The following is a 24,372-nucleotide window of genomic DNA, read 5'->3' as shown; positions in this document are numbered from 1 at the left end:
GATGCGCACGCTGGCCCTGGGCCTGCTGCTGGCGCTGCCGTCGCTGTCGTTCGCGGCGGCCGAACCGAATACCCAGGTGCCGGCAGGCAGCCGCCACTACGCAGCGACGACGGTGCCGGACCGCATCGTCGCCTCGCCGGCGGTCGATCCCAGCCATGGATTCGCTGTCGCCTGGCGTACCGACGGCAGCGTGCAGGCACCGCTGCTGGAGATTGCCCTCGCCGGAGATTCGCCGGCCATCGAGGGCATCCGCCAGGTGCGCGCCACGACCCGTTCGCTACAGACCGAGAATGGTCTGTCGCATCATCATCGCGCCGACATCAGCGGCCTGCAGCCGGATACCCAGTACGTCTACCGCGTGCAGGGCAACGGCAGCTGGAGCGCCTGGAACCAGTTGCGCACACTGGCCGCGGCCGACCAGCCGCTGACCCTGCTGTACTTCGGTGATACCCAGAACAAGAACGTCAGCCATGTCAGCCGGGTAGTGCGCGCCGCGCAGAAGGCCGCACCGCAGGCGCGCATGAGCCTGTTTGCCGGCGACCTGGTCAGCGGCGGCGACAACATGGATGACAGTGAGTGGGGCGAGTGGTTTGCTGCGACCAGCTGGCTGGCGCAGGAAACCCTGGTGGCCCCGGCCATCGGCAACCACGAGTATTTCGAGGAGTTCGAGGACACCCCGCAGGAACGCCGCGTGCTGGGCAAGCATTGGCCGGTCACGTTCGCGTTGCCGGGCAATGGTGCCAGCGCTGCGCAGCAGAGCAGCTACTGGTTCGATGCGCAGGGCGTGCGCGTGGCCGTGGTAGACGGCACATCGGCACTTGACCTCGGCACGGCCAAGGCACAGGCACAATGGCTGGACAAGGTGCTGACCGGCAATCCGCAGCCGTGGACCATCGTGTTGCTGCACCAGCCGTTCTACTCGCCGCGCGAAGGGCGCGAGAACGCCGCGTTGCGTGACGCGCTGTTGCCGGTGGTACGCCGCCACAACGTCGATCTGGTGCTGCAGGGCCACGACCACACCTATGGCCGCCGTGGCGAGGGGCAGGCCGCAACGCCGCAGTACGTGGTGACCGTGGCGGGGCCGAAGCAGTACCGTCTCTCCGACGAGGCACGAAAGACGATGGATCCGGTGGCCGAAGACACCCAGTTGTTCCAGGTGTTGAACATCGACCCGCAGCGCCTGCGCTATGAAGCACGCACCGTGGCCGGCCGTCTCTACGATGCCTTCGAACTGCGCCGCGATGCCAAGGGGGGAAAACAGCGCGTGGAGCTGACCGAAGGCCGCATCGCACCGCGCGACTGCCCGCGTGCGCAGACCGCCAAGGGTCGCGCCGATCGCTGCTGGGAATGAGGACACGCCGATGACCACGCCCCGTCGCATCCTTCCTCTCGCTGCCATTGGCGCCGCTCTGCTGTTGCTGACCAGTGCGGTGACCGCTGCCGATACCGTGCTGCATCCGTTCCTGGTGGCCCAACCAAGGGAAGCCCCGCAGGAAGTGAATCTGGCGGTGGAGATTCCGGCCGGCAGCTTCACCAAGTACGAGATCAAGGAAGACGGCCTGGTGCATGTGGACCGCTTCCAGTCGATGCCGGTCGCCTATCCGGCCAACTACGGTTCGATGCCGCGCACGTTGGCTGGCGACAACGATCCGCTGGACGCGCTGGTGCTGACCCGTGAACCCCTGCATCCGGGCGTGATCGTACGCTTCCGGCCGATCGGCTACCTGAAGATGATCGACGGCGGCGAGCACGACGAGAAGATCATCGGCGTGCCGACCGACAAGGTTGACCCGACCTACGCCAACATCCGCGACCTGGCCGATCTGCCGGAGATCGAAAGACAGCGCATCGAAGCGTTCTTCCGGGTCTACAAGGACCTGCCGGCCGGGCGCAACCCGGTGCAGCTCAACGGTTGGGGCAACGCCGCCGAGGCGCGCGGGCTGATCAGTGAAGCGATGGAGCGATTCAAGCAGTAGACCCACGCCATGCCTGGATGGCCGGGCGCGCGCATCTCCTTCACCACCGCTGGCTATCATGTGCGCCTTCCACAACGAAGGCAGTGCCTGTGTCGGTAGCGTTGGTATGGTTCCGCCGTGATCTGCGGCTGCAGGACAATCCGGCCCTGCATGCCGCGCTGGATGCCGGTCACGACGTGGTGCCGGTCTACATCCATGCGCCGCACGAAGAAGGCGGGTGGGCACCGGGTGCCGCCTCCGATGCGTGGCGCCACCGTTCACTGGCCGCGCTGGATGCGGACCTGCGCACGCGGGGTTCCTCGCTGGTGCTGCGCAGTGGTGACAGCCTGCCGGCCCTGCAGTTGCTGATCGAGCAGACCGGCGCCGAGGCGGTCTACTGGAACCGCAAATACGAACCGGCCACCCAGCCACGCGACGCCACCATCAAGCGCATGCTGCGCGAGCAGGGCATCGACACGCAGAGCTGCAATGGCAGCCTGTTGTTCGAGCCTTGGGACATCGCCACCCAGCAGGGCCAGCCGTACAAGGTATTTACGCCGTACTGGCGCAACGTACTCAGTCATTGGCGCCTGCCGGCACTGCAGGCCGCACCGGAGGCACTGGCGACGCACGCGGTCGACAGCCTCGCACTGGATGATCTACAGCTTGCACCGACGCTGGATTGGGATACCGGCTTCTGGGAGCACTGGCAGCCGGGCGAAGCCGGTGCGCTGGAGGCGCTGTCGGTGTTCGAGGACGGCGCCTTGCGCGGTTACCGCGAGCAGCGAGACCTGCCCGATCGCGTGGGCACCTCGCGGATGTCGCCGCACCTGCATTTCGGTGAGATCGCACCGTGGCGCATCGCGCATGCGCTGGAAAGACTGCGCAGTGCCGGCACCGATGCCGACATCGACGGCTATCTGCGGCAACTGGGCTGGCGTGATTTCGCCTACCACCTGTTGCATCACTTTCCGAAGACGCCCACGGACAACCTCAATCCGCGTTTTGACCGCTTCCCCTGGGCGGCGCCGACTGCAGCGCAACTGCACGACTGGCAGCGCGGCAACACCGGCGTGCCGATCGTTGATGCCGGACTGCGCGAGCTGTGGCACACCGGCTACATGCATAACCGGGTTCGGATGATCGTGGCCAGCTACCTGTGCAAGCACCTTCGCGCGCACTGGCTGCATGGCGCGCGCTGGTTCTGGGACACCTTGGTCGATGCCGATCTGGCCAACAACACGATGGGCTGGCAGTGGGTGGCCGGGACCGGCGCCGATGCCGCGCCGTACTTCCGGGTGTTCAACCCGGTCACCCAGGCCGAGAAGTTCGATCCGCAGGCCCGCTACATCAGCCGCTGGGTGCCCGAGCTGGCGGCGCTGCCGGTGAAGGCGCGGTTTGCGCCGTGGCAGCATCCCCTGCTCCTGGCCGCACACGCGCCTGACTATCCACGCACGCCGATGGTGGACCTGGCTGAGGGCCGCCATGCTGCGCTGGCGGCATACCGCCAGTCGGGGGCGGGGTAAAGGGTGACCCGAGCGATCCGGTCAGTTAGCTGAACGCGGCCCTGTCGGCGCACCGGATCATCATCCCGACATCGCATTCGGCTGTTTATCCTCTCTGCGCCCGCAAGCCGCCGGCCGACCGGAAACCAAGGAGAACCTCATGATCCGCAACACCACCCGCAACGTCGCACTGGCCCTGATGAGTGCGGCCGTCCTGTCGGCCTGCGCCACCGGCGGCTCCTATGTGCAGAGTGACCAGTACGGCAACCCGACCGAACAGCAGAACCGGACCGGCCGCAACGCGCTGATCGGTACCGCCATCGGCGTGGCGGCCGGCCTGCTGACCGGCGACAGTGCTACCGAGCGGCGCCAGCACGCGCTGATCGGTGCCGGTATCGGCGCACTCAGCGGTGCCGCCGTCGGCCAGTACCAGGATCGCCAGGAACGCGCACTGCGCGAGCGCACCGCCAACACCGGCATCGATGTGCAGCGCCAGGGCGACAACATCATGCTGAACCTCCCGGACGGCATTACCTTTGACTTCGGCAAGGCGACCCTGAAGCCGCAGTTCTATGGCTCGCTCAACGGCGTGGCCGGTACGCTGCGTGAGTACAACCAGACCATGATCGAGGTGGTTGGCCACACCGACAGCATCGGCAGCGACGCGGTCAACAACCGCCTGTCGAAGGAACGCGCCGACTCGGTCGCGCAGTACCTGATCGGCCAGGGCGTGCAGAGCGTGCGTATCGAAACGCTGGGCGCCGGCAAGGCGTACCCGATTGCCGACAACAGCACCGATGCCGGCCGCGCCAAGAACCGCCGCGTCGAGATTCGCGTGATTCCGCTCAAGCAATAACGCGTAGCGTTACTGCTTGAGCCGGTCCGGCCATCGGCCGGAGCGAAAATGCCGCCCTTGCAGGCGGCATTTTTGTAGGTGCCGAGCCTGCTCGGCACACCGATTGCGTATGTAGAGCCGGTCATGCCGCCGAAGCCGCCACCTTCTCCAGTATCCGCTTGCCACTGTTCTCCAGCGCGGCATCTTCCTGTGCCTTCTGCTGCTGCGCCAGCTTCGCGCCGGGGCACTGCGCCAGCATGTAGTTGGCATCGAAGTTGAGCTTCTCGACCAGGAAGTCGACAAACGCACGCACCTTCGGCGAGACCAGGCGGCCGCCGGCGAATACGGCATTGAAGTCCACTTCCGGGCCGGTCCAGCCGGCCAGCACGCGGCGCACCATGCCCGATTCGACGAACGGCTTGGCCATCACATCACCGGTCAGCAGCAGGCCTTCGCCACAGACCAATGCACCATTCAACGCAGACATGTCGTTGGCGGTCATCAGCGGGGTGACCGGGAAGTCGCGCAGTTCGCCCCCGTTCTCGCCCAGCTGCCAGGTGAAGCGCGGCGAGTTGCCGGTATGGTACGGCTTGCGCATCGCCAGGATGCGATGGAACTGCAGCTCTTCCGGATGCAGCGGTTCGCCATAGCGCTCAATGTAGGCCGGACTGGCGAACACCTGCGTGCGCAGGCTGCCCAGCTTGCGCGCGACCAGATTGGAATCGGGCAGGGCACCCACGCGCAGCGCCAGGTCCGCTTCACCGGCGATCAGGTCCAGCTTCTCGTTGCCCATGTGCATGTCCAGGCGGATCTCTGGATACTGCGCATGGAACTGGCCCAGCAGCGGCGCAATCCAGGTGATGCCGATCGAGTAGGGCACAGTGAAGCGCAGCCAGCCGCGCGGGCCGGACTGCAGCTGGCTCACCGCGCTCTCGGCTTCTTCCAGCTCGCGCGCGATGCGCTGGCAGTGCTCGTGATAGATCGAACCGGCTTCGGTCAGGCCGAGGCGGCGCGTGGTCCGGTGCAGCAGGCGCGCGCCCAGGCGCGTTTCCAACTCCTGCACTTTGCGGCTGACCGTGGTCTTGGGCAGGCCGAGCGATTTGGCAGCGGCAATGAAGCTGCCTTGCTCGACCACTTTGACGAAGATCAGCGTCTCGTTGAGATCGTGCGACATGGTCGGGGGTCCTGGACGTCGGGGATGGGACAATCGTGACAGAATGATTGGACCGGGTGCGGGATGATTATTCCCCTTAATCAGGACTAATCAAGTAAAGGTTTGAGGTCTATCGTGGCGCCATTCGTTAATTGGAGCCCGTCCGCCATGAGCCTGCGCAACATTCTTGCCCGACTCCGGAACGCCGGCCAGAACACCCTGGACCTGGCGATGACCGTCGAAGCCCGTCCGAGTTCCTTGGTACACAAGGACTTTCGTGAGTTTACCGCGCCCATGCGTCAGCAGCGTGGCGGTGCCATCCGCCTGGTCCCACACAAGGGCGACCGCCTGCGTCGAATCGGGACTATCCCGGATTTGGGAGGAAATGTCCCGTGAATGGGATACTGACGCCCGAAGTCCTGGTCCTTGGTGGTACCGGTGCCGTCGGCCAGGGCGTGGTCGGCGCGTTGCTGGAAGCCGGCAGCCCGGTGCTGGTGGTGGGCCGCGATCCGGGCCGGCTGGCCGCGCTGCAAGAGCAGTTCGCGGATGAGCCCGGACTGGAGACGCTGCTGGGTTCGCTCAGCGATGACGGCTCGGCACGCGCGCTGGCCGAACGCATCGCGCAGCGCCCGCGTCCGCTGGCCGCCGTGATCGCCGCAATGGGAGGTCCTTATCGTCGCGGCCGGGTGACCGACCGCAACGGCGATGAACTGCTGGGCGCGATGCAGGCCGACCTGATGCCGCACGTGCACGCGGTGCGTCACCTGCTCCCGCTGCTGCAGGACAACGTGCATGCGCGCCGCTATGTGATGATCGGCAGTCCGGCCAACGCCAAGCCATGGGCGGGCTACGGCGAGACCTCGATCACCACTGCCGCGCTGCGCATGTACGCGCAGGTGGTGCACCAGGAAGCACAGGCGCTGGGCGTGCGCGCGCAGATGCTGGAAGTCTGCAGCCCCGTCTGTACCCCGGCCAACGCGGCCAACGCCTGCATCGAGTGGCCCAGCTCGCTGCTGGTCGGTCGTCGTGTGGTCTCCCTGCTTGATGGGTGCCGCGACAACCGCGCCATCGTCCGCTGCGACAGCAGCGATGCCGAATTGCCGCGTGGCCTGCTGCACCTGGAAGTTCCTCCGCTGTGGCGCGACACCGCAGGCATCGCTTGACCTCGACCATGGTTGAGGTCGCAGTATTCGCCGCCGATTTTTGCAACACGTTCTCATATCGCTGTACCACCCCTCCGTACGGATGCATGCCATGACTTCCCCCAATACCACCCCACATCGTTTCGGCCATCGCATTGCGATGGCCGGCGTGTCGATCCTCGCCGCGGCCGTGCTTGCAGCCTGCAGCGGCGGCCATGCCGAAGAAGGCGGTGCACCGCCGCCGCCGCAGGTCAGCGCCGCGCCGGTGCTGGTCAAGCAGGTCAGCCAGTGGGACGAGTTCAGTGGCCGCGTCGAAGCGGTGCAGAGCGTTGAACTGCGTCCGCGCGTGTCCGGCTACATCGACAAGGTCAACTACGTCGAAGGCCAGGAAGTGAAGAAGGGCGAAGTGCTCTTCACCATCGACGCGCGCAGTTACCAGGCCGAGTACGATCGGGCAGCCGCCGAACTGGCCCGCGCCCGTACCCAGGCCACGCTGGCCCGCAGCGAGTCCGAGCGCGCCAAGCGGCTGTCCGAGCAGCAGGCGATCTCCACCGAGACCGCCGAGCAGCGCCGTGCGGCTGCCGACCAGTCCGGCGCCGCCGTGCAGGCCGCGCAGGCAGCATTGGATGCAGCCCGCCTCAATCTTGAGTTCACCAAGGTGCGGGCACCGATCGACGGCCGCGCCGGCCGCGCGATGGTCACCGCAGGCAACCTGGTCACCGCCGGCGACAGCGCCAGCGTGCTGACCACGCTGGTCTCGCTGGACACGGTGTTCGTCTACTTCGATGCCGACGAAAGCACCTTCCTGCGCTACGCCCAGATGGCACGCAAGGGCGAGCGCCCGAGCGAGCGTGACAGCGCGCTGCCGGTGAAGGTCGGCCTGTCCGGTGAAGAAGGCTACCCGCACACGGGCAAGGTCGACTTCCTCGACAACCAGGTCGCCCGCAGTACCGGGACCATCCGCGTCCGTGCGCTGCTGGACAACGCCGATCGCCAGTTCACGCCGGGCTTGTTCGCCCGCGTGCAGCTGCTTGGCAGCGGCCAGTTCCAGGCGCTGCTGATCGACGACAAGGCCGTGCTGACCGACCAGGACCGCAAGTACGTGTACGTGGTCGACAAGGATGGCAAGGCCCAGCGCCGTGACATCCAGCTCGGCCGCACCGCCGACGGCCTGCGTATCGTCGAGCACGGCCTGGCCGCCGGTGACAAGGTGATCATCGATGGCGTGCAGAAGGTCTTCATGCCGGGCATGCCGGTGCAGGCCAAGGCGGTGGCGATGCAGCCACAGCCGGCGCCGGCACCGGGCCGCGATGCCACCGCTGCCCTGAAGCACTGATCCGCCGTCTCCTGATCCGCGTTTCCGCTTAGCTGCCGGCGCCAGCGGCAGCCTTCCCTGCCTTCGTCATCCCGGCGAGGGGCGGGGTGGCTGTTGCCCGCCGAATGCCTTTCCCAGGAATTCCTCCATGGACTTTTCCCGCTTCTTCATCGACAGGCCGATCTTCGCGGCGGTGCTGTCGATCGTGATCTTCGCCGCAGGCCTGATCACGATTCCAATCCTGCCGATCAGTGAGTACCCCGAAGTGGTGCCGCCGTCGGTGGTCGTACGCACGGTGTATCCGGGCGCCAACCCCAAGGTCATTGCCGAGACCGTCGCCACGCCGCTTGAAGAGGCGATCAACGGCGTCGAAGGCATGATGTACCTGAAGTCGGTGGCCGGCTCGGACGGCGTGCTGCAGATGACCGTCACCTTCCGCCCGGGCACGGACCCGGACGCAGCGGCGGTGAAGGTGCAGAACCGCGTGGCGCAGGCGCAGGCGCGCCTGCCCGAGGACGTGCGCCGGCAGGGCGTGACCACGCAGAAGCAGTCGCCGACCTTCCTGATGGTGGTGCACCTGACCTCGCCGCAAGGCAAGTACGACACCCTGTACCTGCGCAACTACGCGCGCCTGCACGTCAAGGATGCGCTGGCGCGTATTCCGGGCGTGGGTGACGCGCAGATCTTCGGTGGCGGCGACTACGCCATGCGTGCCTGGCTGGACCCGGACAAGGTGGCCTCGCGCGGCCTGACCGCTAGCGACGTGGTGCGTGCCATGCGCGAGCAGAACGTGCAGGTTTCGGCCGGCCAGCTCGGCGCCGAACCGCTGCCGGACAGCAAGTTCCTGACCCTGATCAATGCCCAGGGCCGTCTGAAGACCGAAAAGGAATTCGGCGACATCGTGCTCAAGAGCGGCACCGATGGCGAGATCGTGCGCCTGGCCGACGTGGCCCGCCTGGAACTGGGTGCGGGCGACTACACCCTGCGCTCGCAGCTGGACGGCAAGAACGCGGTGGGTATCGGTATCTTCCAGTCGCCGGGTGCCAACGCGCTGGAAATCCGCGACCAGGTCATCTCGACGATGGACGAGATGCAGAAAACCATGCCGGCCGATGTGAAGTACGAAGCGGTGTATGACACCACCATCTTCGTGCGCGACTCGATCAAGGCCGTGGTCTCCACGCTGCTGGAAGCGATCGCCCTGGTGGTGCTGGTCGTGATCCTGTTCCTGCAGACCTGGCGTGCGTCGATCATTCCGTTGATCGCGGTGCCGGTGTCGGTGGTGGGTACGTTCGCCGCGCTGTACCTGCTGGGCTTCTCGATCAATACGCTGAGCCTGTTCGGCCTGGTGCTGGCGATCGGCATCGTGGTCGACGACGCGATCGTGGTGGTGGAGAACGTTGAACGCAACATCGAGGAAGGCCTGTCGCCTACTGCGGCTGCACACCAGGCCATGCGTGAAGTATCCGGCCCGATCGTGGCGATCGCGCTGGTGCTGTGTGCCGTGTTCGTGCCGATGGCCTTCCTGTCCGGTGTCACCGGCCAGTTCTACAAGCAGTTCGCGGTCACCATCGCCATTTCCACGGTGATCTCGGCGATCAATTCGTTGACCCTGTCGCCAGCCCTGGCCGCGCGCCTGCTGAAGGCCCATGGCGCTCCGAAGGACGGCCCGAGCCGCCTGATCGACCGCCTGTTCGGCTGTGTGTTCCGTCCGTTCAACCGCTTCTTCAAGTCCAGCTCGGAGAAGTACGAGCGTGGCGTGGCCCGCATCCTCGGCCGCCGCGGTGCGGTGTTCGTGGTCTACGCGATCCTGCTGGTCGGTACCGGCGTGATCTTCAAGCTGGTACCGCCGGGCTTCATTCCGACCCAGGACAAGCTGTACCTGATCGCCGGTGTGAAGCTGCCGGAAGGCTCGTCGATCGCACGCACCGATGAAATGCTGCGCAAGGTCGCCAAGATCGCCCAGGAAACCGATGGCGTCGCTCACACCATCTCGTTCCCCGGTCTGAACGCGCTGCAGTTCACCAATACGCCGAACACCGGTGTGGCGTTCATTCCGCTCAAGCCGTTCGCCGAGCGCCATGGCCGCACCGCCGCGCAGATCAATGCCGAGATCAACCAGAAGATCGCCGGCCTGCAGGAAGGCTTCGCGTTCGCGATGATGCCGCCGCCGATCCTTGGCCTGGGCAATGGCAATGGCTACCAGATGTTCATCGAGGACCGTGGCAATCTGGGTTACGGCGCGCTGCAGAATGCGGTGCAGGCCATGCAGGGCACCGTCGCGCAGACGCCGGGCATGGCCTTCCCGATTTCCAGCTACCAGGCCAACGTGCCGCAGCTCGATGCCGAGGTCGACCGCGTCAAGGCCAAGGCACAGGGCGTGCAGCTCACAGAGCTGTTCGACACGTTGCAGACCTACCTGGGTTCGGCCTACGTCAACGACTTCAACCAGTTCGGCCGCACCTGGCAGGTGATCGCCCAGGCAGATGGTCCGTACCGCGAGACGGTCGAGGACATCGGCAAGCTGCGTACCCGCAACGACCGCGGCGAGATGGTGCCGATCGGTTCGATGGTCACCATCAAGCAGACCTTCGGCCCGGACCCGGTGCTGCGCTTCAACGGCTATCCGGCAGCGGACCTGGCCGGTGAAGCCGACCCGCGCCTGCTGTCCTCGGCCGAAGCGATGACCAAGCTGACCGAGATCGCCGGCAAGGTGCTGCCGGTCGGCATGACCACCGAATGGACCGACCTGAGCTACCAGCAGGCAACCCAGGGCAAGGCCGCCTTCATCGTGTTCCCGGTGGCGATCATGCTGGCCTTCCTGGTGCTGGCCGCGCTGTACGAGAGCTGGTCGCTGCCGCTGGCGGTGATCCTGATCGTGCCGATGACCCTGCTGTCCGCGCTGTTCGGCGTGTGGCTGACCGGTGGTGACAACAACGTGTTCGTGCAGGTCGGCCTGGTGGTGCTGATGGGTCTGGCGTGCAAGAACGCGATCCTGATCGTCGAATTCGCCAGAGAGCTGGAGATGGGCGGCAAGGGCATCGTTGAAGCCGCGCTGGAAGCCTGCCGCCTGCGCCTGCGCCCGATCGTGATGACCTCCATCGCCTTCATCGCCGGCACGGTGCCGCTGGTGCTGTCTCACGGTGCAGGCGCCGAAGTGCGCTCGGTGACCGGCATCACCGTGTTCGCCGGCATGCTGGGTGTGACGCTGTTCGGCCTGTTCCTCACCCCCGTGTTCTACGTGGCCCTGCGCAAGTTCGTCACCCGCAACGGTGGTGGCCAGCTGGTGCAGCACGGCGAACCGACCATCCACCACTGATACGGAACTCCGCCGCCGGTCGTTGGCCGGCGGCCACTCTCCCCACAGACAAGGCATGCATCCATGAACACCCATCAGAACAAGATCGCGCTGGTGACCGGCGCTACCCGTGGCATCGGCCTGGAAACCGTGCGCCAGCTGGCAGAGGCCGGCGTGCACACGCTGCTGGCCGGTCGCAAGCGCGATACCGCGGTGGAGCTGGCACTGAAGCTGCAGGCTGAAGGCCTGCCGGTCGAAGCCCTGCAGCTGGACGTGACCGACGCGGCCAGCATCGCCGAAGCGGTCGAGCAGGTGCGCCAGCGCCACGGTCGCCTCGACATCCTGGTCAACAATGCCGGCATCATGATCGAGAACCCGGCGCAGGCGCCGTCGGAGCAGTCGCTGGACACCTGGAAGCGCACCTTCGACACCAACGTCTATGCGCTGGTCGCGGTAACCCAGGCATTCCTGCCGCTGGTCAAGCAGTCCAAGTCCGGACGCATCGTCAATGTGTCCAGCATGCTCGGCTCGCAGACCCTGCACGCGGATCCCTCGTCGGGCATCTACGACTTCAAGATTCCGGCCTACAACGCGTCCAAGGCCGCAGTGAACAGCTGGACCCTGAGCCTGGCCTACGAACTGCGCAATACCCCGATCAAGGTCAACACCGTGCATCCGGGTTACGTGAAGACCGACATGAACGGTGGCAACGGCGAAATCGAGATCAGCGAAGGTGCACGCTCCAGCGTGGAAATGGCGTTGATCGGTGAGTCCGGTGCCAGCGGCAGCTTCACCTACCTGGGCGAGGTGCTGCCATGGTGATCCGCACGTTGGCGATGGCCGTCTCCAGCCTGGTGCTGGCGGGCTGTGTCAGCGTCGGCCCGAACTACAAGGCCCCGGTGCAGGAACCGGTGGTCCTGCAGGGTGCACAGCAGCCGGTGTTCAGTACCGCTTCGCCGGTCGCCAGCTGGTGGGCGCAGTTCGATGATCCGGTGCTGGAACAGCTGGTGCACGGCGCACTGTCGGACAACCTGGACCTTCGCGTGGCCGTGGCCCGCGTCAGCCAGGCCCGCGCGGTGTTCGTGGAAAGCCGCCTCGACCAGGCTCCGCACGTCACCGCTGGCGGCAGCTACGACCGCCGCAAGCAACCCGATCCGCAGCTGGGTGGGCAGCGGGTGTTCAGTGAAAGCTACCAGCTCGGCTTCGACGCCGGCTGGGAGCTGGATCTGTTCGGCCGCAAGCGCCGTGCTGCTGAAGCCGCGCGCGCCGACCTCGGTGCCGAGCAGGCCAACCTGGCCGATGCGCAGGTCCTGGTCGCCGCTGAAGTGGCACGCAATTACTTCGAGTTGCGTGGTACGCAGAAGCGCATCGCGGTGGCCCAGCACACGCTGGAAAACCTGCGCGATACGCAGAGGCTGACCGAGGCGCGCTGGGAGCTGGGCGCAGGCAGCGAGCTGGATGTGCAGAGCAGCCGTGCCCGCCTGAAGGCGATCGAGGCTGACATCCCGTTGCTGGAAGTGGCCGAGGCGCAGTCGCGCAACCGGCTGGCCGTGCTGCTCGGCCAGCGCCCGGAAGTGCTGACTGACATGCTCGCGCCGCACGACGTACCGGCCTTCGCCAAGGCACTGCCGCTGGGCGATACCCGCGAACTGCTGCGCCAGCGTGCCGACGTGCGCGTGGCCGAGCGTCGCCTGGCGGCTGCGACCGCACGCGTGGGCGTCGCCACGGCGGACCTGTTCCCGCGGTTGTCGCTGTCCGGCTTCGTCGGGTTCCTCGGTGGCGATGCCAGCGGCCTGGTCAATGGCAACAACAAGGCCTGGTCGCTGACCCCGTCGCTGAGCTGGGCGGCATTCGACTTCGGTACCGTGCGTGCACGCCTGCGTGCCAGCAAGGCTGAAGCCGAAGGCGTGGCCGCGCAGTATGAGCAGGCGGTACTGCTGGCCCTGGAAGACACCGAGAACGCGCTGACCCGCTATTCCAAGCAGCAGGCACGGTTGGCGATCGTGGTCGAGCAGGCGCAGGCGGCACGGCGTGCCGAATCGCTGGCGCAGATCCGCTATCGCGAGGGCTCGGAGGACTTCCTGACCCTGCTGGATGCGCAGCGCACGCAGCTGGCAGCCGATGATGCGTTGGCGGCGGCCGAGTCCGAGGTCAACGTCAGCGTGGTGGGCGTGTACAAGGCGCTGGGCGGCTGGGGGCAATCACCGCAGCTACCGAGCGTGGCGCAGGTGCAATGACTCCAGGGGGGACGGAGGCCGTGGCTTCCGTCCCTTTGCTTTTTCAGGGCCACTGATTGGCCGGCACCTCGCGCTCGCGCATGCGCACGATACAGAAGCGATGGCCGGTCGGTGCTTCCATCACCCACCAGCGCTTGACGAAGCCTATCCGTCGCGCGCCGAGCTTCTCCAGGCGGTCGGCCTCGGCATCGATGTCGTCGCTCTCGATGTCCAGATGCACCCGTGACGGGTGATCGACCCGCTGGACCTCAACGTCCAGGCCCGCCGGTGCGCCCAGCAGGTCGGCATACTCGGCGCCCCCATCGGCACGCGCCGCCTGTGCCTGCAGGCCGAGCGCGGCGGCCCAGAAACGGGCGCCTTCGTCGGCGGGAAGGTCCTGGCAGTCGATGATGAATCCAGCCAGCCGGCTCTGGTGTGCCATGTGCTGCTCCGCAGTTCGAGGGGGACGCGGCAGGGTAGCGCGGTGCATTTCGCGTACGTCTTCACCTTGGTGACGCTTCTGACTCTGCCGGATTGCGGGCCCGCCGTGTAACTAGTGGGTCAGGCACTCGGGAGGACAGGTGATGGCGGACGGAAGGCGGGATACCCAACGGATGTTGTTCGGCGATCCGGGTCCACCGGGTGCGGGGCTGTCAGTGGCAGTCGTGGTGCTGCTGGTGCTGGCGACGATGGCCGCAGCGGTCGGTTTCCTGCGCCTGCAGGATTCGATGCTGGGACTGGGCCTGATCGGCGTGGCGGTGTTCCTGGCGATAGGGGCCCGCATCTGCCAGGCGCGCGATCAGCATCAGGCCCTGTATCGCCTGCTGTCGCGGCAGCCGCCGCCGTAGCTGCGGCGGCCGTGCGGGGTCAGTGCTGCGGCCAGTCCAGTTCGACCACCAGCGGGAAATGATCCGATGGCAGCACGCCATCGATGCGGCGGTCATCGGTCAGGAAGCTGCGCGCGTGGAAACCGCGCACAAGCACCCAGTCCAGCTGCGCGGTGGCCTTGCCAGTGAAGTCGTGGAAGGTCAGTCGCGGGCCCTGCGGTGTCTTCACCTGGGTACGGGTGTCGTGCAGTACGCGGGTGAATGCTTTGTAGGTGTCGCCGCCGGGTTCGCTGTTGAAGTCACCGGTCAGCACCACCGGCAGGTCGGCCGGCAGGCCGGCCACGCGCCTGCCGATCAGCTCGGCACCTTTCACCCGGCGTGGTTCGTCCTCGTCGCGGTAGGGCAGGTGGGTATCCATGAAATAGAAGCGGCGGCCGTCATCGATGCGGCGGAACAGCGCCCAGGTGACCATGCGTGGATACAGGTTGCCCCAGGTGATGCTGCCGGGCACATCGGGCGTATCAGACAGCCAGAAGTTGCCTGATTCCTCGATCGCCAGCACCTTGCTGTCGTAGAACACGCCCATGTGCTCGTCGCCGCTGCCGCCGCGGCGGCCCTCGCCGAACCAGCGGTAGCCGGGCAGGTGCTGGGCGAGGTAATCGGCCTGCTCCTGCACCAGCTCCTGGGTACCGATCACCGCCGGGTGCGCATCAAGGATGACCTTCACCATCGCATCGCGACGATCGGGCCAGCGCTTGCCGGGCTCGGTATCGGCCGGGGTGCGCACATTGAACGACATCACCTTCAACGGCGCAGGGGCTGCGGCCCAGGCGCTGGTCAGAGGCAGGGCAAGCGCCAGCAGCGCAGACAGCGCGGGGCGACGGAAACGCGACAACATCGTGGAATCCCTCCATTCCATGAAAACGGTTTCACAGAGCATGCCACGAATGCGCGGACAGCATTATGCAGGGATGGGTGGCTCGCGGATGCCGGGCGGGCGATGAACGTCCCACGCGGTGGACCGCGCACCGGCGATCATGGGTCGTAGCTCATCCCGTCGCCTTCCTTCTGCAATCGCGCAGATGCACAGCGCGTATGCAGCACGCTGATCAGGCAGCAGGAAGTGCCTCCATCCTGATCAGTCTTCAATCTCGCCACGGCGGCCTGCCGCGCGCACTGCCTGAGCGGTGGTGGCCACGCCAAGTCGTTGCCGTGCTCGCCGCAGGTGGTTCTCAACGGTGCGCGCAGACAGCCCCAGCGTGGCCGCTATCTCTGCCTGGCGCCGTCCAGCGGCGACCCAGCGCAGCACCTCGCGTTCGCGTGCGCTCAGCGCGCCCGCGGGGATATCCGCAGGCGCTTCGGCAAGCTGGCGCGCCGCACGGAAGGCTGACGTTCCGACTATTTCCAGCAGCAGGCGCGCGCTGGCGGATGCATCAATCGAAGTGCCGGCGAAACTGACCGCACCCTCCAGACCGGTCGGGCCGAACACCGGCACCTGCAACCCATGCAGGCCATCGCCGCGAGGCTGTTTCACCACCTGGTAGCGCTCGCCACGCACGCCGTGGCGCTTGCTCCAGAAGAACGGCGCATTGCTGTCCAGCACATGGCGGTTGACCGGACAGGCGTGCAGGTAGCGGGCGAGTCCGCTACCGCTGCCGTCGCCAAACCAGTCACCTTCAATCCAGTAAACACGTTGTGCGTCGCGCCCCAGCCCGGTTCCGGTGGCAAACACCAACAGGCGGTCGAAGCCCAAGGGCGAGGCGGCGGCGCGCAGCACGCCGCCTACCGCCGGCAATGACCGCGCCTGTTCCAGTTCCAGCAGCGCGGGCACCAGCGCAGGCATTGGCTCAGCGCCCCGCCAGCGCATCGAGCAGCGTACGTGCGGCCAGCTTGCCCAACGCGTTGCCGGCCAGCGGACTGTCGCCGGTCAGCAGCAGGCGATCCTGCAGCACGCTGCCATCGATGCCCTCATTGACGATCTGCACGTCCTGCTGGGCCAGTCGTTCGCCGAAGAACCAACGCAGCTGCCCCGGCATGTAGCCGATCTCCGGTGTCTGCCGGTCCATTGCGTCGGGGAAGGCACAGATGCGGTAGCCACGGAACAGCGAGGCACCCTCGGCTTCGTCGACGCCCGCCGCCAGCAGCGCCGCCGGGCCATGGCAGAGGGTGATGATGTGGCGCTGCTCGGCCATGGCCCATTGCAGCGCGGCCTTCACCGCCGCGCTCTCCGGCAGGCCGATCAACGCGCCGTGCCCACCGGGAATGAAGACAGCGGCGTAGTCCGAATCGGCGCCCAGGCCGGCCACCACCTGGTCCAGCTGCAACGGCTGGCGGAAGCGTGCCTGGTAGCGTTCGTACAGGGCGCCGATCTCGCTGTCCTTGTGTGGGAAGGCCCACCATTCGAACTTGACCGGGTTGCCGGACAGCGTCGCCACGTCGATGTCGAAGCCGGCCTTGTCCAGGTGGTACATCGGCAGCAGGGTTTCCACCGGATGGTTGCCGGTGGAGAAAAGGTGGCCATTGGCGGTCGGCAGATAGCGCTCGTCGGCGGCGATCATCAGCACCTTCCAGCGACCATCGCGGCGCGCATCCGGATAGTCGGCGCCGGACAGGTCGCTCTTGGGCGAGGTGAACTGCGACAGCGAATACGGCGACGGGAAGAAGGCATCGCGCTCGGCCGGATCGGGGCTGGGCTGGCGGCTGGGCTCTTGCGTGTTCATGCAGACCTCCGTTGGGGGAAAGTGAGCCCAGCATAGGAGGCCGGATGCGCAGGCGCGATGAGGGATTCCCCTCAATCGGCCGCAACCCGGATGCTGCAGCGCGCCACCCGGCCGGTTGGACAGTGGGATTATGTCGTGTTATCTAGCCGGTGCCGGGATAATCCCGGCATAACCACACAGCAAGCAAAGGAATGAAAATGAAAAGATTCGCCCGAGCATTGCGCGTCACTCTGAATATTCATCCGAACGAAAAGAGCAGCGTGTGGAATACCTGGCCTCTGTGGGTCGAATTCTGATCCTGCGGGCCAAACCCGCGATCGAGCGGTAGCAAGACGAAGGGACTCGTCTTTCGAGTCCCTTCCTGCCGGAGACGCACTGCATGCAAGGGATGTCGAATGAAGGCAGCGCCATTGCTGCCGAGCGCCTGGCTGCGCGCGTGGAGCGCGAAGGGCCGGTGCTGAAACTGGAAACCGGCGGTATCGGGGTTTTCTGCCCGGAACTGGCCGGCAAGGTCGACAAGGAGAATTCCGAGCACCTGTTCGTGGTCGAGTCGCTGGCCGACCTGTTCCGCCGGCACGAACGCGTGCGCTGGACCGAAGTGCGCAGCCTGATCGCCGCCTGCAGTGCTGAGCTCACCGGAGCACAGACCCTGGAGGCACTGCAGTCGCGCATGAGGCAGGCTCTGGATGGGGTATGCGGGCACGCGCTGGATGCCACGCCGGCGGTGTGGAAAGTGATGGCCCATCCCTTGATCCCGCTGGTGATCGACGGGCTCGATGCCCGCGGCACCGCAGCCATCGAACGCGCCCTGCATCTGCGCTACACCACCCAGGTCGAGCAGGTCATCCATCGGCGCCACCTGCTGCGCAACTTCCTCATCGGCCGTGCCGAATCACGGGCGATCGCCGCCGAACTCAAGCGCCGGGTCCGCAGTGGACGTTCGGCGCTGGACTACGCGCAGTCATTGCTGAGCCTGCGAGAGCGCATCGGCCTGGACAAGGTCACCTACCTGGTCACCGTGCAGCTGATCGCCATTTCCGGCGTGCCTGGCATGATGGCCGCCTGCCTGCTGCTGGCGATGCAGATGCATCCGCGCTGGCGCCAGCGCATCGAGGAGGAATTCGCACCGCTCTCGGATGCGGAAATCCATGCGCTGCCGATGGCCAGGATTCCCTGCACGATGCGCTTCCTGAAGGAAGTGATGCGACTGTATTCCACGCCCTTCAACAACCGCCGGGTGGCCGCCTGCGATCTGCAGGTGGAAGGGCAGGCCATCGCCGAAGGCACAGTGTTCGAGTTGAGTTCGTTCATCCAGCACCGCTCGGCGAAGTACTGGGATGACCCGCTGCAGTTCGATCCCGATCGCTGGTTGCCCGAACGGCGCAAGCGTACCGCCGGCATCTATGTGCCTTATGGCTTCCCCACGCGTTCCTGCGTGGGATCGGCGGTCGGCAATGCACAGCTGGTACTGCTGTGCGCGCTGCTGGCACGCGAGTTCCGCTTCACCCCCAGCGCCGACTATCGGCCCGAGGTGCGCATGGAGGGCTTTGCGATTCCGGCGGCGCTGCATGGCACGTTCTCGCGGCGTACGGCCGGTGCCTGATCTGTCGGGACGGCGGCTTACTTTCCCGTTCGCCCGTGTGCCTGCATGTCCTCATGCAGGATCCGCCGCAGCTCGACGATGGCCGGCGTAGCTTCCTGCACGCTGTGCCCGGACACGATCACCTTCTCCGAATCCGCGTGCGGCAGGTGCGAACTCCAGTAGGGCACCAGCCCGTCATCGGTCTTCTCAAGTGGGCCATCGGGCTTGGCGCGGGCGATGATCGAGTGGTAGTGCACCTTCGGTGACATCGGCAGGTCAGCCACGGCGCGGACGAACGGGTCGTCCTTGTCCAGGTTCTGGATGCTGTTCATCTGGTAGCCGTGCTTGCCGTCATTGCGGTCGATCTGGCCGTCGTTGGCAATGGTGGCGACGTCTTCCAGCACGGTCAGTGGCAACCGCACCAGCCGGCCGATCCACCGGCCGAGGCGGGTGCCCGCCACGTCGGTGCCGCGATGCGGCGTGGCGATGAACACCACGCGGGACACTTCCGGTTCCGGCAGGAAGGTCAGCACCGGTGCGCCTTTGGTGCGCAGCAGTTCGCGCTGGGCGGGCGTCATCTGCGCGGTGGCCAGCAGGGTGTCGACCAGGTGGTCGCCGGAGGAGGAGATCATCAACCGTGCGATCACCCCGCCCATGCTGTGCCCCACCAGCACCATGTCATGCGAGGCCTGCGCCTTGCCGCTGGGGTCGAAGTGCTTGAACACTTCAGCCAGCGTGTGGCGCATCGCATCGTGGCTCATCGCGATGGGCATGTTGGTCGGGTAATAGAACTGCCAGACCTGGAACTCCTGGCGGATCTCGTCGTCGCGCAGCAGTTCGTTGGCCACGTTGACCCAGGCTTCCGGACTGCTGGCCAGGCCATGGATCATCAGCAGCACGCGGCGGTTCGGGTCATAGGGCTGCATCATGTACAGATGCGGCGTGTCGATGCCGCCCTTGCCACCGAACAGCGTGCGCAGCGACTGTCGGCTGAAGTTGGAGCGGGCCAGCCACAGCGCATAGCCGGCAGTGAAGTTGGCTGCCAGTGGCACCTGCTGGCCGTGCAGGGTCACTTCCGAAACCTGGTAGGGATCGTGGATCTCCAGCTCCGGCTCGTCATCGTGCAGCACCTCCCACAGGTTTTTCCCCGAGAAGCGCAATAGCACCGTCATCGATGGCGAGGGCATCTCGCTCCAGCTCTGCGTGGCAGAACGTCTTGCCTGCGCCGCCTGCGCCGCTGCCGGAGGCGTGGTGGCCGTGCTGCCGGCCGGGTCATCCATCACTGCCACCAGTTCGGCACCGAAGCCATCGCGGCGATGCACGCTTCGCAGCGTGCCGGTGAACGACAGCGAGGCGGCGGGTACCAGCTCGCTGGGGGTACGCTGGTCCAGCGCCGATGCTTCGTCTGAAGGGGCCAGCACGAAGGTCCAGCGGCCCAGCTGGAAATGGCTGGCCTGGCCGTGCACGCGCCCGGTGGCATAGGCGTTGTAAAGCTGCACCGAGGCTTCCTGCACCGCCAGGTTGTAGTAGTCGCGCACCTGGGTCTGGCGGTCTTCGAAGCCGCGCTGGTTCGCCGTGCGCTCGGTGAAGAACAGATAGGCATAGGCCTGGCGCGCGACCTGCATCCACGCATCGAGGCGTGGCTGGAAGTCGGCATCCAGCTCGGTGACGGCGGTCTTGGCACGGCCGGATGCCGAGTACTCGCGCTTTGGCGCCGGCAGGGTCATCGCATACTGCAGCCACAACTCGGCCAGGCTGGAGCGCTTGTCTTCCTCGCGCACCACGATGCTGCTTTCCATGGCCTCGATGCAGGGCAGGCCGGGCTTGGCACAGACGCCCTCATCGAGCCCGGCCACGCGCAGGGTCTCAATGGTCGCCGCGCTGAGCTTGCCGGAGGTCAGGATGTCACCGCGCTTGAGCGCGATGTACTGGCCGGGCGTGACCGAGGCAACCTGCACCGACGGCCCGAACTGGCGCAGCGTCGCGCAGCCGCCCAGGGTGAGCAGCACGGTGATGATGAGGGTCGTGCGGCCGATGAAGCCCAAACCCGTGGTAGCCATGCGATCCTCCTGCGCGGTGGCGCCACTCTAGCGGTGGGCCTGTCAAAGCGGAATAGACCGGACGGTCGGTTTGGGCCTGGCCGCCTTGGGTGATTCAGCCATTCCCGTGTGACACTGCGGCCAATGGAAAGGACACGGTGATCGCGATGGTCTGGCTGGAAACCCGTATTCCCCCGCCCGTGGTAATGCTGCTGTTCGCCGCTATGGGCTTTGCAGCACGCTGGCTGTGGCCGGGTTTGCACCTTCGGGTGCCGGTGCCGGTTCTGCTGGCAGGGGTGACGGTGACGCTGGGTGTCGTGCTCAACTTGCTGCCCAAGATCTCTTTCCGACGCGCCGGTACCACCGTCAATCCTCTGCGACCTTCGGCGTCGAGCGCGCTGGTTACCAGCGGAATCTACCGCCGCACCCGAAATCCGATGTATCTCGGCCAGGCGCTGGTCCTGTTTGGTGCCATGGTGTACCTGCAGAACCTGATCGCGCTGCTGGTTGTGCCGCTGTTCCTGGCGTACATCACTTGGCTGCAGATCCTGCCGGAGGAGCGGGCACTGATGGCCCGCTTTCCCGAGGCGTACGCGCAGTACCGTCATCGCGTGCCACGCTGGCTGTAGCATCGGCTACGCCATCAGCGGCTGATCTGGCACTTCACCGCCGCCGAATAGCCCTCGTAGTCGTCACCCGCGATCACGTGCAGGGTGTGGCGCTTGTCGATGCGCTTCACGTAGGAAGGTTCCTCGGTATTGGCATGCTCGTTGACCTCGGTCACCGACCAAGCCCTGGCCAGGCGCTTGGGATCGACGCCGTTGAAGTACACGAAGAGGCCTTTCTCGCCTTCGGCCACATTCACATCGGCACTGCTGACCGTGCCGCCAAACAGCGCGACCGGCTTGTCCTCCGGCTCGAACGTGCCGCCCGGCTTCTTGGCCAGGCCGGCCGCCTGCAGCGCATCGATGGCGTCGGCCGCGCTGAAATCCGAGCCTGCCTTGCAGGCCAGCAGCGCCTCCAGCGTGGCGATGCCGGGCGGCGCGATGGCCGGGGCTGCGGCGTGCGTGGCTGGGGCGGCGGCGAGCGCGGTGAGGAGCAGGGACATCGCGAGGGGGGCTTTCATGGCAGATCCTTCTGGCGGTCGCGGATGAAGGGACTGCTGTGTTGGCGGTGTCATCCCGATTATGCGCCACACGTCCTGCGCGACGTGCAGGCACAAAAAAGCCGGAACCCCAGTTGACGGGAGATCCGGCTTCTTGCGGCCTCGACAGGCCTTACAGATGGTGGAGGTGGGCGGAATTGAACCGCCGTCCGAAGGCACTCCATCCCCAGCACTACATGCTTAGCTCACCGTTGGATCTCGTCCCCGAACAGCACGGTGCGCAAAGCGCATCCGGGAACCAGCCTGTTGTGTTCTAGTGCCGGACTGACAGGCAGCCGTCCAGCGCGATTCCATGATAGTGACTCTACACCGCGAGCATGGACACAAGCGGTTTCGAGGCTTAGGCCTTAAGCGGCCAGAGCGTAGTTGTCGTCGTTGGCAACTAGAGTTTTGCAGCTGGATTTACGAGGAAAGCTACCCCCTCGGCATGCGCCAGGCGACTTCACAACCCCCGTCGAAACCAATGCACCCCCGGTTTCTTCAAGTTCTGCAAGGTACAAGGCCTGTTTCGTGTCGCCACGGTCAGTGCCTGCCCAACAGTGGCAATGCTACGGCAAAACAGCTGAACAGTCACCTTGGCAATCCACAACAAGTTGTAGAGCCTCCGTCATAGCGGATTGGTAACGTCATGGGCACGAATTTGCGACACACTGGCGGCGACCATCCGGGCCAGGACAAACACGGAGACTGTGGGTGACCGAGGCAAGCCAACAACGCAGCCTACGACAGCTGGTCGGGCCCGTCGGGGCCGACTATCAGCGGCGCGCGCTGCCGCCCGGCTGGGTCTGGGCGGTACTGGCGGCGTTGCTTGCGGCCACCGCGCTGACCGAACTGCCGGCCACAGCGGCCGCAGCACTGGTCGCCAGTGCGGTGGTGGTGCATTGGTCGCAGCGCGGTCGCATCCATTGGCTGGGCTGGCGTCTGCCGGGCATGGCGGTGTTGGCGGCCCTGCTGTGGGGGCCGGAAGTGCTGTCGCAGTGGTTCGAGCACGGGCTGGCCGTGGTCCTGATGTCGCTGGCGAGCCTCAGCATCGGCGTGCATGTGTGGCAGTCGCGGCAGCTGGCGCGACAGCTGCAGGGCGCTGCCGATTCGCTGGATGACGCCCAGCTGCTGGCCCTGTTGCCGGCCGATGCGGCCCAGATGGCACAGCAGTGGCGCGCGGGCGATGACCGGCATGCCCCGGAACTGGCGGTCGTAATGCACCTGGCCGTGATGCACGCGGCACTGGCACCGCGCATGCGCGGGCAGGGCATGCTGGCGGGGTGACCCGCCTTTTGTAGAGCCGAGCCTGCGCTCGGCTGCCCTTCTTGCCGAAGCCGAGCATGGCTCGGCGCTACAGCCTTACGCGTCGCGGTTGCCGCGACGCATCACACGCTGCTTCTCGATCGCCCAGTCGCGGTCCTTGGCGGCATCGCGCTTGTCATGGGTCTGCTTGCCCTTGGCCAGCGCGACTTCGAGCTTGATCTTGTTCTTGCTCCAGTACATCGCAGTGGGCACGATCGTGTAGCCATCGCGCTCGACCTTGCCGATCAGCTTGTCGATCTCGTTCCGGTGCAGCAGCAGCTTGCGCTCGCGCCGGTCATTGGCCACCACGTGGGTGGAGGCCTGGATCAACGGGGTGATCTGTGCGCCGATCAGGTAGATCTCGCCGCGTTTCACATAGGCGTAGGCGTCGATGATGTTGCCGCGGCCTGCGCGGATCGACTTGACCTCCCAGCCCTGCAGGGCGAGGCCGGCCTCGAAGCGCTCTTCGATGTGGTACTCGTGGCGGGCACGCTTGTTCAACGCGATGGTTTTGTTGGCCGTCGCGCTCTTTGCTTTATCCTTGCCGCTGTTCTTGCTCATTTCCGTATTGTCTCCGATTCGGGCCCGCCCGGTCGATTGCCGAAACGTCCTGTATTCATGCCTACTATCCGCCGCAGCGCCCTGGTCGAACATTCGGCCGCGCGCATGTTCGACCTGGTCAATGATGTCCAGGCCTATCCGAGCCGTTTCCGCTGGTGCTCGGCTGCCCAGATCATGGAGCAGGGCGAGGACCGCCTGGTGGCGCGCCTGGACCTGGGCCTGGGTTCGTTCAGCACCTGGTTCCAGACCGAAAACACCCTGCGGCGACCGCACAGCATCGATATGCAGCTGCGCGATGGCCCGTTCAAGCAGCTGCACGGCCGCTGGGAATTCCATGCGCTGGCCGAGGATGCCTGCAAGGTCACCCTGACCCTGGAGTTCGAACCCAGCTCGCGCCTGCTCGGTCCGGCGCTGGCGATCGGCTTCCAGGGGCTGGCCGATCGCATGGTCAACGATTTCGTCCGCGTCGCCGACGAGGGCTGAGCGATGATCGAGGTCGAGGTGGTACTGGCCTGGCCGCAGCGGGTGCTGTCGTGCCGCCTGCAGCTGGAAGAGGGGGCCACCGTCGCCGATGCTGTCGCGGCGGCCGCACTGGAAGGCAGTGCCGATTGTCCCGCCGTCGCCGTGCATGGCGTACTGGCACGCCCGCACCAGGTTCTGCTGGACGGCGACCGCATCGAACTGCTGCGCCCGCTGCTGGCAGATCCGAAGGATAACCGCCGGCGTCGCGCGCTCGGCGGTTGATTCCAGCAGCCGTACCTGCGGACGGGCAGGG

Annotated in this window: 24 protein-coding genes and 1 other RNA gene; 16 read left to right on the top strand and 9 right to left on the bottom strand. The window is 66.1% G+C overall.

Annotation, left to right across the window (positions count from 1 at the left end):
• Position 1 precedes the first annotated feature (1 nt).
• From AB839_RS00970 to AB839_RS00955, 4 genes are all read left to right on the top strand, one after another.
• Positions 2-1,351 carry a metallophosphoesterase family protein gene (locus AB839_RS00970; RefSeq protein ID WP_241776731.1) on the top strand — a complete coding sequence of 450 codons (1,350 nt, stop codon included), beginning with the start codon at positions 2-4 and terminating at the stop codon, positions 1,349-1,351.
• A 10-nt stretch (positions 1,352-1,361) separates the two neighbouring features.
• Entirely contained in the window at positions 1,362-1,976 is a 615-nt protein-coding gene (locus AB839_RS00965; protein WP_061477955.1) for an inorganic diphosphatase, read from the top strand.
• A gap of 89 nt (positions 1,977-2,065) precedes the next feature.
• Complete coding sequence (locus tag AB839_RS00960; protein ID WP_061477954.1) at positions 2,066-3,481, top strand: deoxyribodipyrimidine photo-lyase; 1,416 nt, start codon at positions 2,066-2,068, stop codon at positions 3,479-3,481.
• Positions 3,482-3,620: 139 nt separating this feature from the next.
• Positions 3,621-4,316 carry an OmpA family lipoprotein gene (locus tag AB839_RS00955; protein ID WP_005416156.1) on the top strand — a complete coding sequence of 232 codons (696 nt, stop codon included), beginning with the start codon at positions 3,621-3,623 and terminating at the stop codon, positions 4,314-4,316.
• Between the two features lie 121 nt (positions 4,317-4,437).
• Here AB839_RS00955 and AB839_RS00950 read toward each other — a convergent pair whose 3' ends face one another.
• Complete coding sequence (locus AB839_RS00950; RefSeq protein WP_061477953.1) at positions 4,438-5,469, bottom strand: LysR family transcriptional regulator; 1,032 nt, start codon at positions 5,467-5,469, stop codon at positions 4,438-4,440.
• A gap of 147 nt (positions 5,470-5,616) precedes the next feature.
• Between AB839_RS00950 and AB839_RS00945 the strand changes: the two genes are divergently transcribed.
• From AB839_RS00945 to AB839_RS00920, 6 genes are all read left to right on the top strand, one after another.
• Positions 5,617-5,844: a hypothetical protein gene (locus tag AB839_RS00945; protein WP_049414419.1), complete on the top strand. Its 228-nt coding sequence runs from the start codon at positions 5,617-5,619 to the stop codon at positions 5,842-5,844.
• Positions 5,841-6,611: an SDR family NAD(P)-dependent oxidoreductase gene (locus AB839_RS00940; protein ID WP_061477952.1), complete on the top strand. Its 771-nt coding sequence runs from the start codon at positions 5,841-5,843 to the stop codon at positions 6,609-6,611. The genes AB839_RS00945 and AB839_RS00940 overlap by 4 nt, the downstream gene beginning before the upstream one ends.
• Positions 6,612-6,702: 91 nt before the next feature.
• Positions 6,703-7,926: an efflux RND transporter periplasmic adaptor subunit gene (locus tag AB839_RS00935; RefSeq protein ID WP_049414417.1), complete on the top strand. Its 1,224-nt coding sequence runs from the start codon at positions 6,703-6,705 to the stop codon at positions 7,924-7,926.
• A gap of 127 nt (positions 7,927-8,053) precedes the next feature.
• Entirely contained in the window at positions 8,054-11,224 is a 3,171-nt protein-coding gene (locus AB839_RS00930) for a multidrug efflux RND transporter permease subunit (protein ID WP_061477951.1), read from the top strand.
• Positions 11,225-11,287: 63 nt separating this feature from the next.
• Positions 11,288-12,025: an SDR family oxidoreductase gene (locus AB839_RS00925; protein WP_049470334.1), complete on the top strand. Its 738-nt coding sequence runs from the start codon at positions 11,288-11,290 to the stop codon at positions 12,023-12,025.
• On the top strand, positions 12,019-13,440 hold the full coding sequence (locus AB839_RS00920) for an efflux transporter outer membrane subunit (RefSeq protein WP_061477950.1): 1,422 nt from the start codon (positions 12,019-12,021) through the stop codon (positions 13,438-13,440). The genes AB839_RS00925 and AB839_RS00920 overlap by 7 nt, the downstream gene beginning before the upstream one ends.
• A 43-nt stretch (positions 13,441-13,483) precedes the next feature.
• Here AB839_RS00920 and AB839_RS00915 read toward each other — a convergent pair whose 3' ends face one another.
• On the bottom strand, positions 13,484-13,861 hold the full coding sequence (locus AB839_RS00915; protein ID WP_061477949.1) for a VOC family protein: 378 nt from the start codon (positions 13,859-13,861) through the stop codon (positions 13,484-13,486).
• Between the two features lie 142 nt (positions 13,862-14,003).
• On the opposite strand from AB839_RS00915, the gene AB839_RS00910 reads away from it, so the two are divergent.
• On the top strand, positions 14,004-14,267 hold the full coding sequence (locus tag AB839_RS00910) for a hypothetical protein (protein ID WP_032959134.1): 264 nt from the start codon (positions 14,004-14,006) through the stop codon (positions 14,265-14,267).
• A 19-nt stretch (positions 14,268-14,286) separates the two neighbouring features.
• On the opposite strand, the gene AB839_RS00905 is transcribed toward AB839_RS00910, so the two are convergent.
• The 3 genes from AB839_RS00905 to hchA form a co-directional block, all read right to left on the bottom strand.
• Positions 14,287-15,144: an endonuclease/exonuclease/phosphatase family protein gene (locus AB839_RS00905; RefSeq protein WP_061477948.1), complete on the bottom strand. Its 858-nt coding sequence runs from the start codon at positions 15,142-15,144 to the stop codon at positions 14,287-14,289.
• Between the two features lie 240 nt (positions 15,145-15,384).
• Entirely contained in the window at positions 15,385-16,089 is a 705-nt protein-coding gene (locus tag AB839_RS00900; RefSeq protein ID WP_061477947.1) for a PA1136 family autoinducer-binding transcriptional regulator, read from the bottom strand.
• Between the two features lie 4 nt (positions 16,090-16,093).
• Entirely contained in the window at positions 16,094-16,966 is an 873-nt protein-coding gene (hchA, locus tag AB839_RS00895; RefSeq protein WP_061477946.1) for a glyoxalase III HchA, read from the bottom strand.
• A 379-nt stretch (positions 16,967-17,345) separates the two neighbouring features.
• Between hchA and AB839_RS00890 the strand changes: the two genes are divergently transcribed.
• Positions 17,346-18,569 carry a cytochrome P450 gene (locus AB839_RS00890; RefSeq protein WP_241776729.1) on the top strand — a complete coding sequence of 408 codons (1,224 nt, stop codon included), beginning with the start codon at positions 17,346-17,348 and terminating at the stop codon, positions 18,567-18,569.
• Positions 18,570-18,586: 17 nt separating this feature from the next.
• Here AB839_RS00890 and AB839_RS00885 read toward each other — a convergent pair whose 3' ends face one another.
• Positions 18,587-20,608 (bottom strand): alpha/beta fold hydrolase, encoded by a 2,022-nt coding sequence (locus tag AB839_RS00885; protein ID WP_061477944.1) that lies wholly within the window; start codon positions 20,606-20,608, stop codon positions 18,587-18,589.
• Between the two features lie 146 nt (positions 20,609-20,754).
• Between AB839_RS00885 and AB839_RS00880 the strand changes: the two genes are divergently transcribed.
• Entirely contained in the window at positions 20,755-21,216 is a 462-nt protein-coding gene (locus tag AB839_RS00880; RefSeq protein WP_061477972.1) for an isoprenylcysteine carboxylmethyltransferase family protein, read from the top strand.
• Positions 21,217-21,230: 14 nt separating this feature from the next.
• Here AB839_RS00880 and AB839_RS00875 read toward each other — a convergent pair whose 3' ends face one another.
• Both AB839_RS00875 and ssrA read right to left on the bottom strand, forming a co-directional pair.
• Positions 21,231-21,713: a hypothetical protein gene (locus AB839_RS00875; protein ID WP_061477943.1), complete on the bottom strand. Its 483-nt coding sequence runs from the start codon at positions 21,711-21,713 to the stop codon at positions 21,231-21,233.
• Between the two features lie 158 nt (positions 21,714-21,871).
• Positions 21,872-22,225, bottom strand: a transfer-messenger RNA (tmRNA) gene (gene ssrA / locus AB839_RS00870).
• A 220-nt stretch (positions 22,226-22,445) separates the two neighbouring features.
• Here ssrA and AB839_RS00865 point away from each other — a divergent pair.
• Positions 22,446-23,018, top strand: a complete 573-nt coding sequence (locus AB839_RS00865; RefSeq protein WP_061477942.1) for a hypothetical protein — start codon at positions 22,446-22,448, stop codon at positions 23,016-23,018.
• A 75-nt stretch (positions 23,019-23,093) separates the two neighbouring features.
• Here AB839_RS00865 and smpB read toward each other — a convergent pair whose 3' ends face one another.
• Positions 23,094-23,597, bottom strand: coding sequence for an SsrA-binding protein SmpB (gene smpB, locus AB839_RS00860; protein ID WP_005416174.1), 504 nt, complete (start codon positions 23,595-23,597; stop codon positions 23,094-23,096).
• A gap of 57 nt (positions 23,598-23,654) precedes the next feature.
• Here smpB and AB839_RS00855 point away from each other — a divergent pair, with 57 nt between their 5' ends.
• On the top strand, positions 23,655-24,080 hold the full coding sequence (locus tag AB839_RS00855; protein WP_061477941.1) for a type II toxin-antitoxin system RatA family toxin: 426 nt from the start codon (positions 23,655-23,657) through the stop codon (positions 24,078-24,080).
• A 3-nt stretch (positions 24,081-24,083) separates the two neighbouring features.
• Positions 24,084-24,341, top strand: coding sequence for an RnfH family protein (locus AB839_RS00850; RefSeq protein WP_061477940.1), 258 nt, complete (start codon positions 24,084-24,086; stop codon positions 24,339-24,341).
• The last annotated feature ends 31 nt before the right edge of the window (positions 24,342-24,372 follow it).

This window comes from Stenotrophomonas sp. DDT-1 (assembly GCF_001580555.1).
Lineage (GTDB): Bacteria > Pseudomonadota > Gammaproteobacteria > Xanthomonadales > Xanthomonadaceae > Stenotrophomonas > Stenotrophomonas sepilia.
The sequence above is the reverse complement of the archived record's forward strand: the minus strand, read 5'-3'. Positions and strand labels throughout refer to the sequence as shown.

Excerpts from the sequence above, each read along its gene's own strand:
- AB839_RS00850 (WP_061477940.1), top strand. The coding sequence starts at position 24,084 with ATGATCGAGGTCGAGGTGGTACTGGCCTGGCCGCAGCGGGTGCTGTCG.
- AB839_RS00855 (WP_061477941.1), top strand. The coding sequence starts at position 23,655 with ATGCCTACTATCCGCCGCAGCGCCCTGGTCGAACATTCGGCCGCGCGC.
- AB839_RS00920 (WP_061477950.1), top strand. The coding sequence starts at position 12,019 with ATGGTGATCCGCACGTTGGCGATGGCCGTCTCCAGCCTGGTGCTGGCG.
- AB839_RS00945 (WP_049414419.1), top strand. The coding sequence starts at position 5,617 with ATGAGCCTGCGCAACATTCTTGCCCGACTCCGGAACGCCGGCCAGAAC.
- AB839_RS00925 (WP_049470334.1), top strand. The coding sequence starts at position 11,288 with ATGAACACCCATCAGAACAAGATCGCGCTGGTGACCGGCGCTACCCGT.
- AB839_RS00910 (WP_032959134.1), top strand. The coding sequence starts at position 14,004 with ATGGCGGACGGAAGGCGGGATACCCAACGGATGTTGTTCGGCGATCCG.
- AB839_RS00900 (WP_061477947.1), bottom strand. The coding sequence starts at position 16,089 with ATGCCTGCGCTGGTGCCCGCGCTGCTGGAACTGGAACAGGCGCGGTCA.
- AB839_RS00890 (WP_241776729.1), top strand. The coding sequence starts at position 17,346 with ATGCAAGGGATGTCGAATGAAGGCAGCGCCATTGCTGCCGAGCGCCTG.
- AB839_RS00950 (WP_061477953.1), bottom strand. The coding sequence starts at position 5,469 with ATGTCGCACGATCTCAACGAGACGCTGATCTTCGTCAAAGTGGTCGAG.
- AB839_RS00970 (WP_241776731.1), top strand. The coding sequence starts at position 2 with ATGCGCACGCTGGCCCTGGGCCTGCTGCTGGCGCTGCCGTCGCTGTCG.
- AB839_RS00965 (WP_061477955.1), top strand. The coding sequence starts at position 1,362 with ATGACCACGCCCCGTCGCATCCTTCCTCTCGCTGCCATTGGCGCCGCT.
- AB839_RS00885 (WP_061477944.1), bottom strand. The coding sequence starts at position 20,608 with ATGGCTACCACGGGTTTGGGCTTCATCGGCCGCACGACCCTCATCATC.
- AB839_RS00875 (WP_061477943.1), bottom strand. The coding sequence starts at position 21,713 with ATGAAAGCCCCCCTCGCGATGTCCCTGCTCCTCACCGCGCTCGCCGCC.
- AB839_RS00905 (WP_061477948.1), bottom strand. The coding sequence starts at position 15,144 with ATGTTGTCGCGTTTCCGTCGCCCCGCGCTGTCTGCGCTGCTGGCGCTT.
- smpB (WP_005416174.1), bottom strand. The coding sequence starts at position 23,597 with ATGAGCAAGAACAGCGGCAAGGATAAAGCAAAGAGCGCGACGGCCAAC.
- hchA (WP_061477946.1), bottom strand. The coding sequence starts at position 16,966 with ATGAACACGCAAGAGCCCAGCCGCCAGCCCAGCCCCGATCCGGCCGAG.
- AB839_RS00930 (WP_061477951.1), top strand. The coding sequence starts at position 8,054 with ATGGACTTTTCCCGCTTCTTCATCGACAGGCCGATCTTCGCGGCGGTG.
- AB839_RS00935 (WP_049414417.1), top strand. The coding sequence starts at position 6,703 with ATGACTTCCCCCAATACCACCCCACATCGTTTCGGCCATCGCATTGCG.
- AB839_RS00955 (WP_005416156.1), top strand. The coding sequence starts at position 3,621 with ATGATCCGCAACACCACCCGCAACGTCGCACTGGCCCTGATGAGTGCG.
- AB839_RS00915 (WP_061477949.1), bottom strand. The coding sequence starts at position 13,861 with ATGGCACACCAGAGCCGGCTGGCTGGATTCATCATCGACTGCCAGGAC.
- AB839_RS00880 (WP_061477972.1), top strand. The coding sequence starts at position 20,755 with ATGGTCTGGCTGGAAACCCGTATTCCCCCGCCCGTGGTAATGCTGCTG.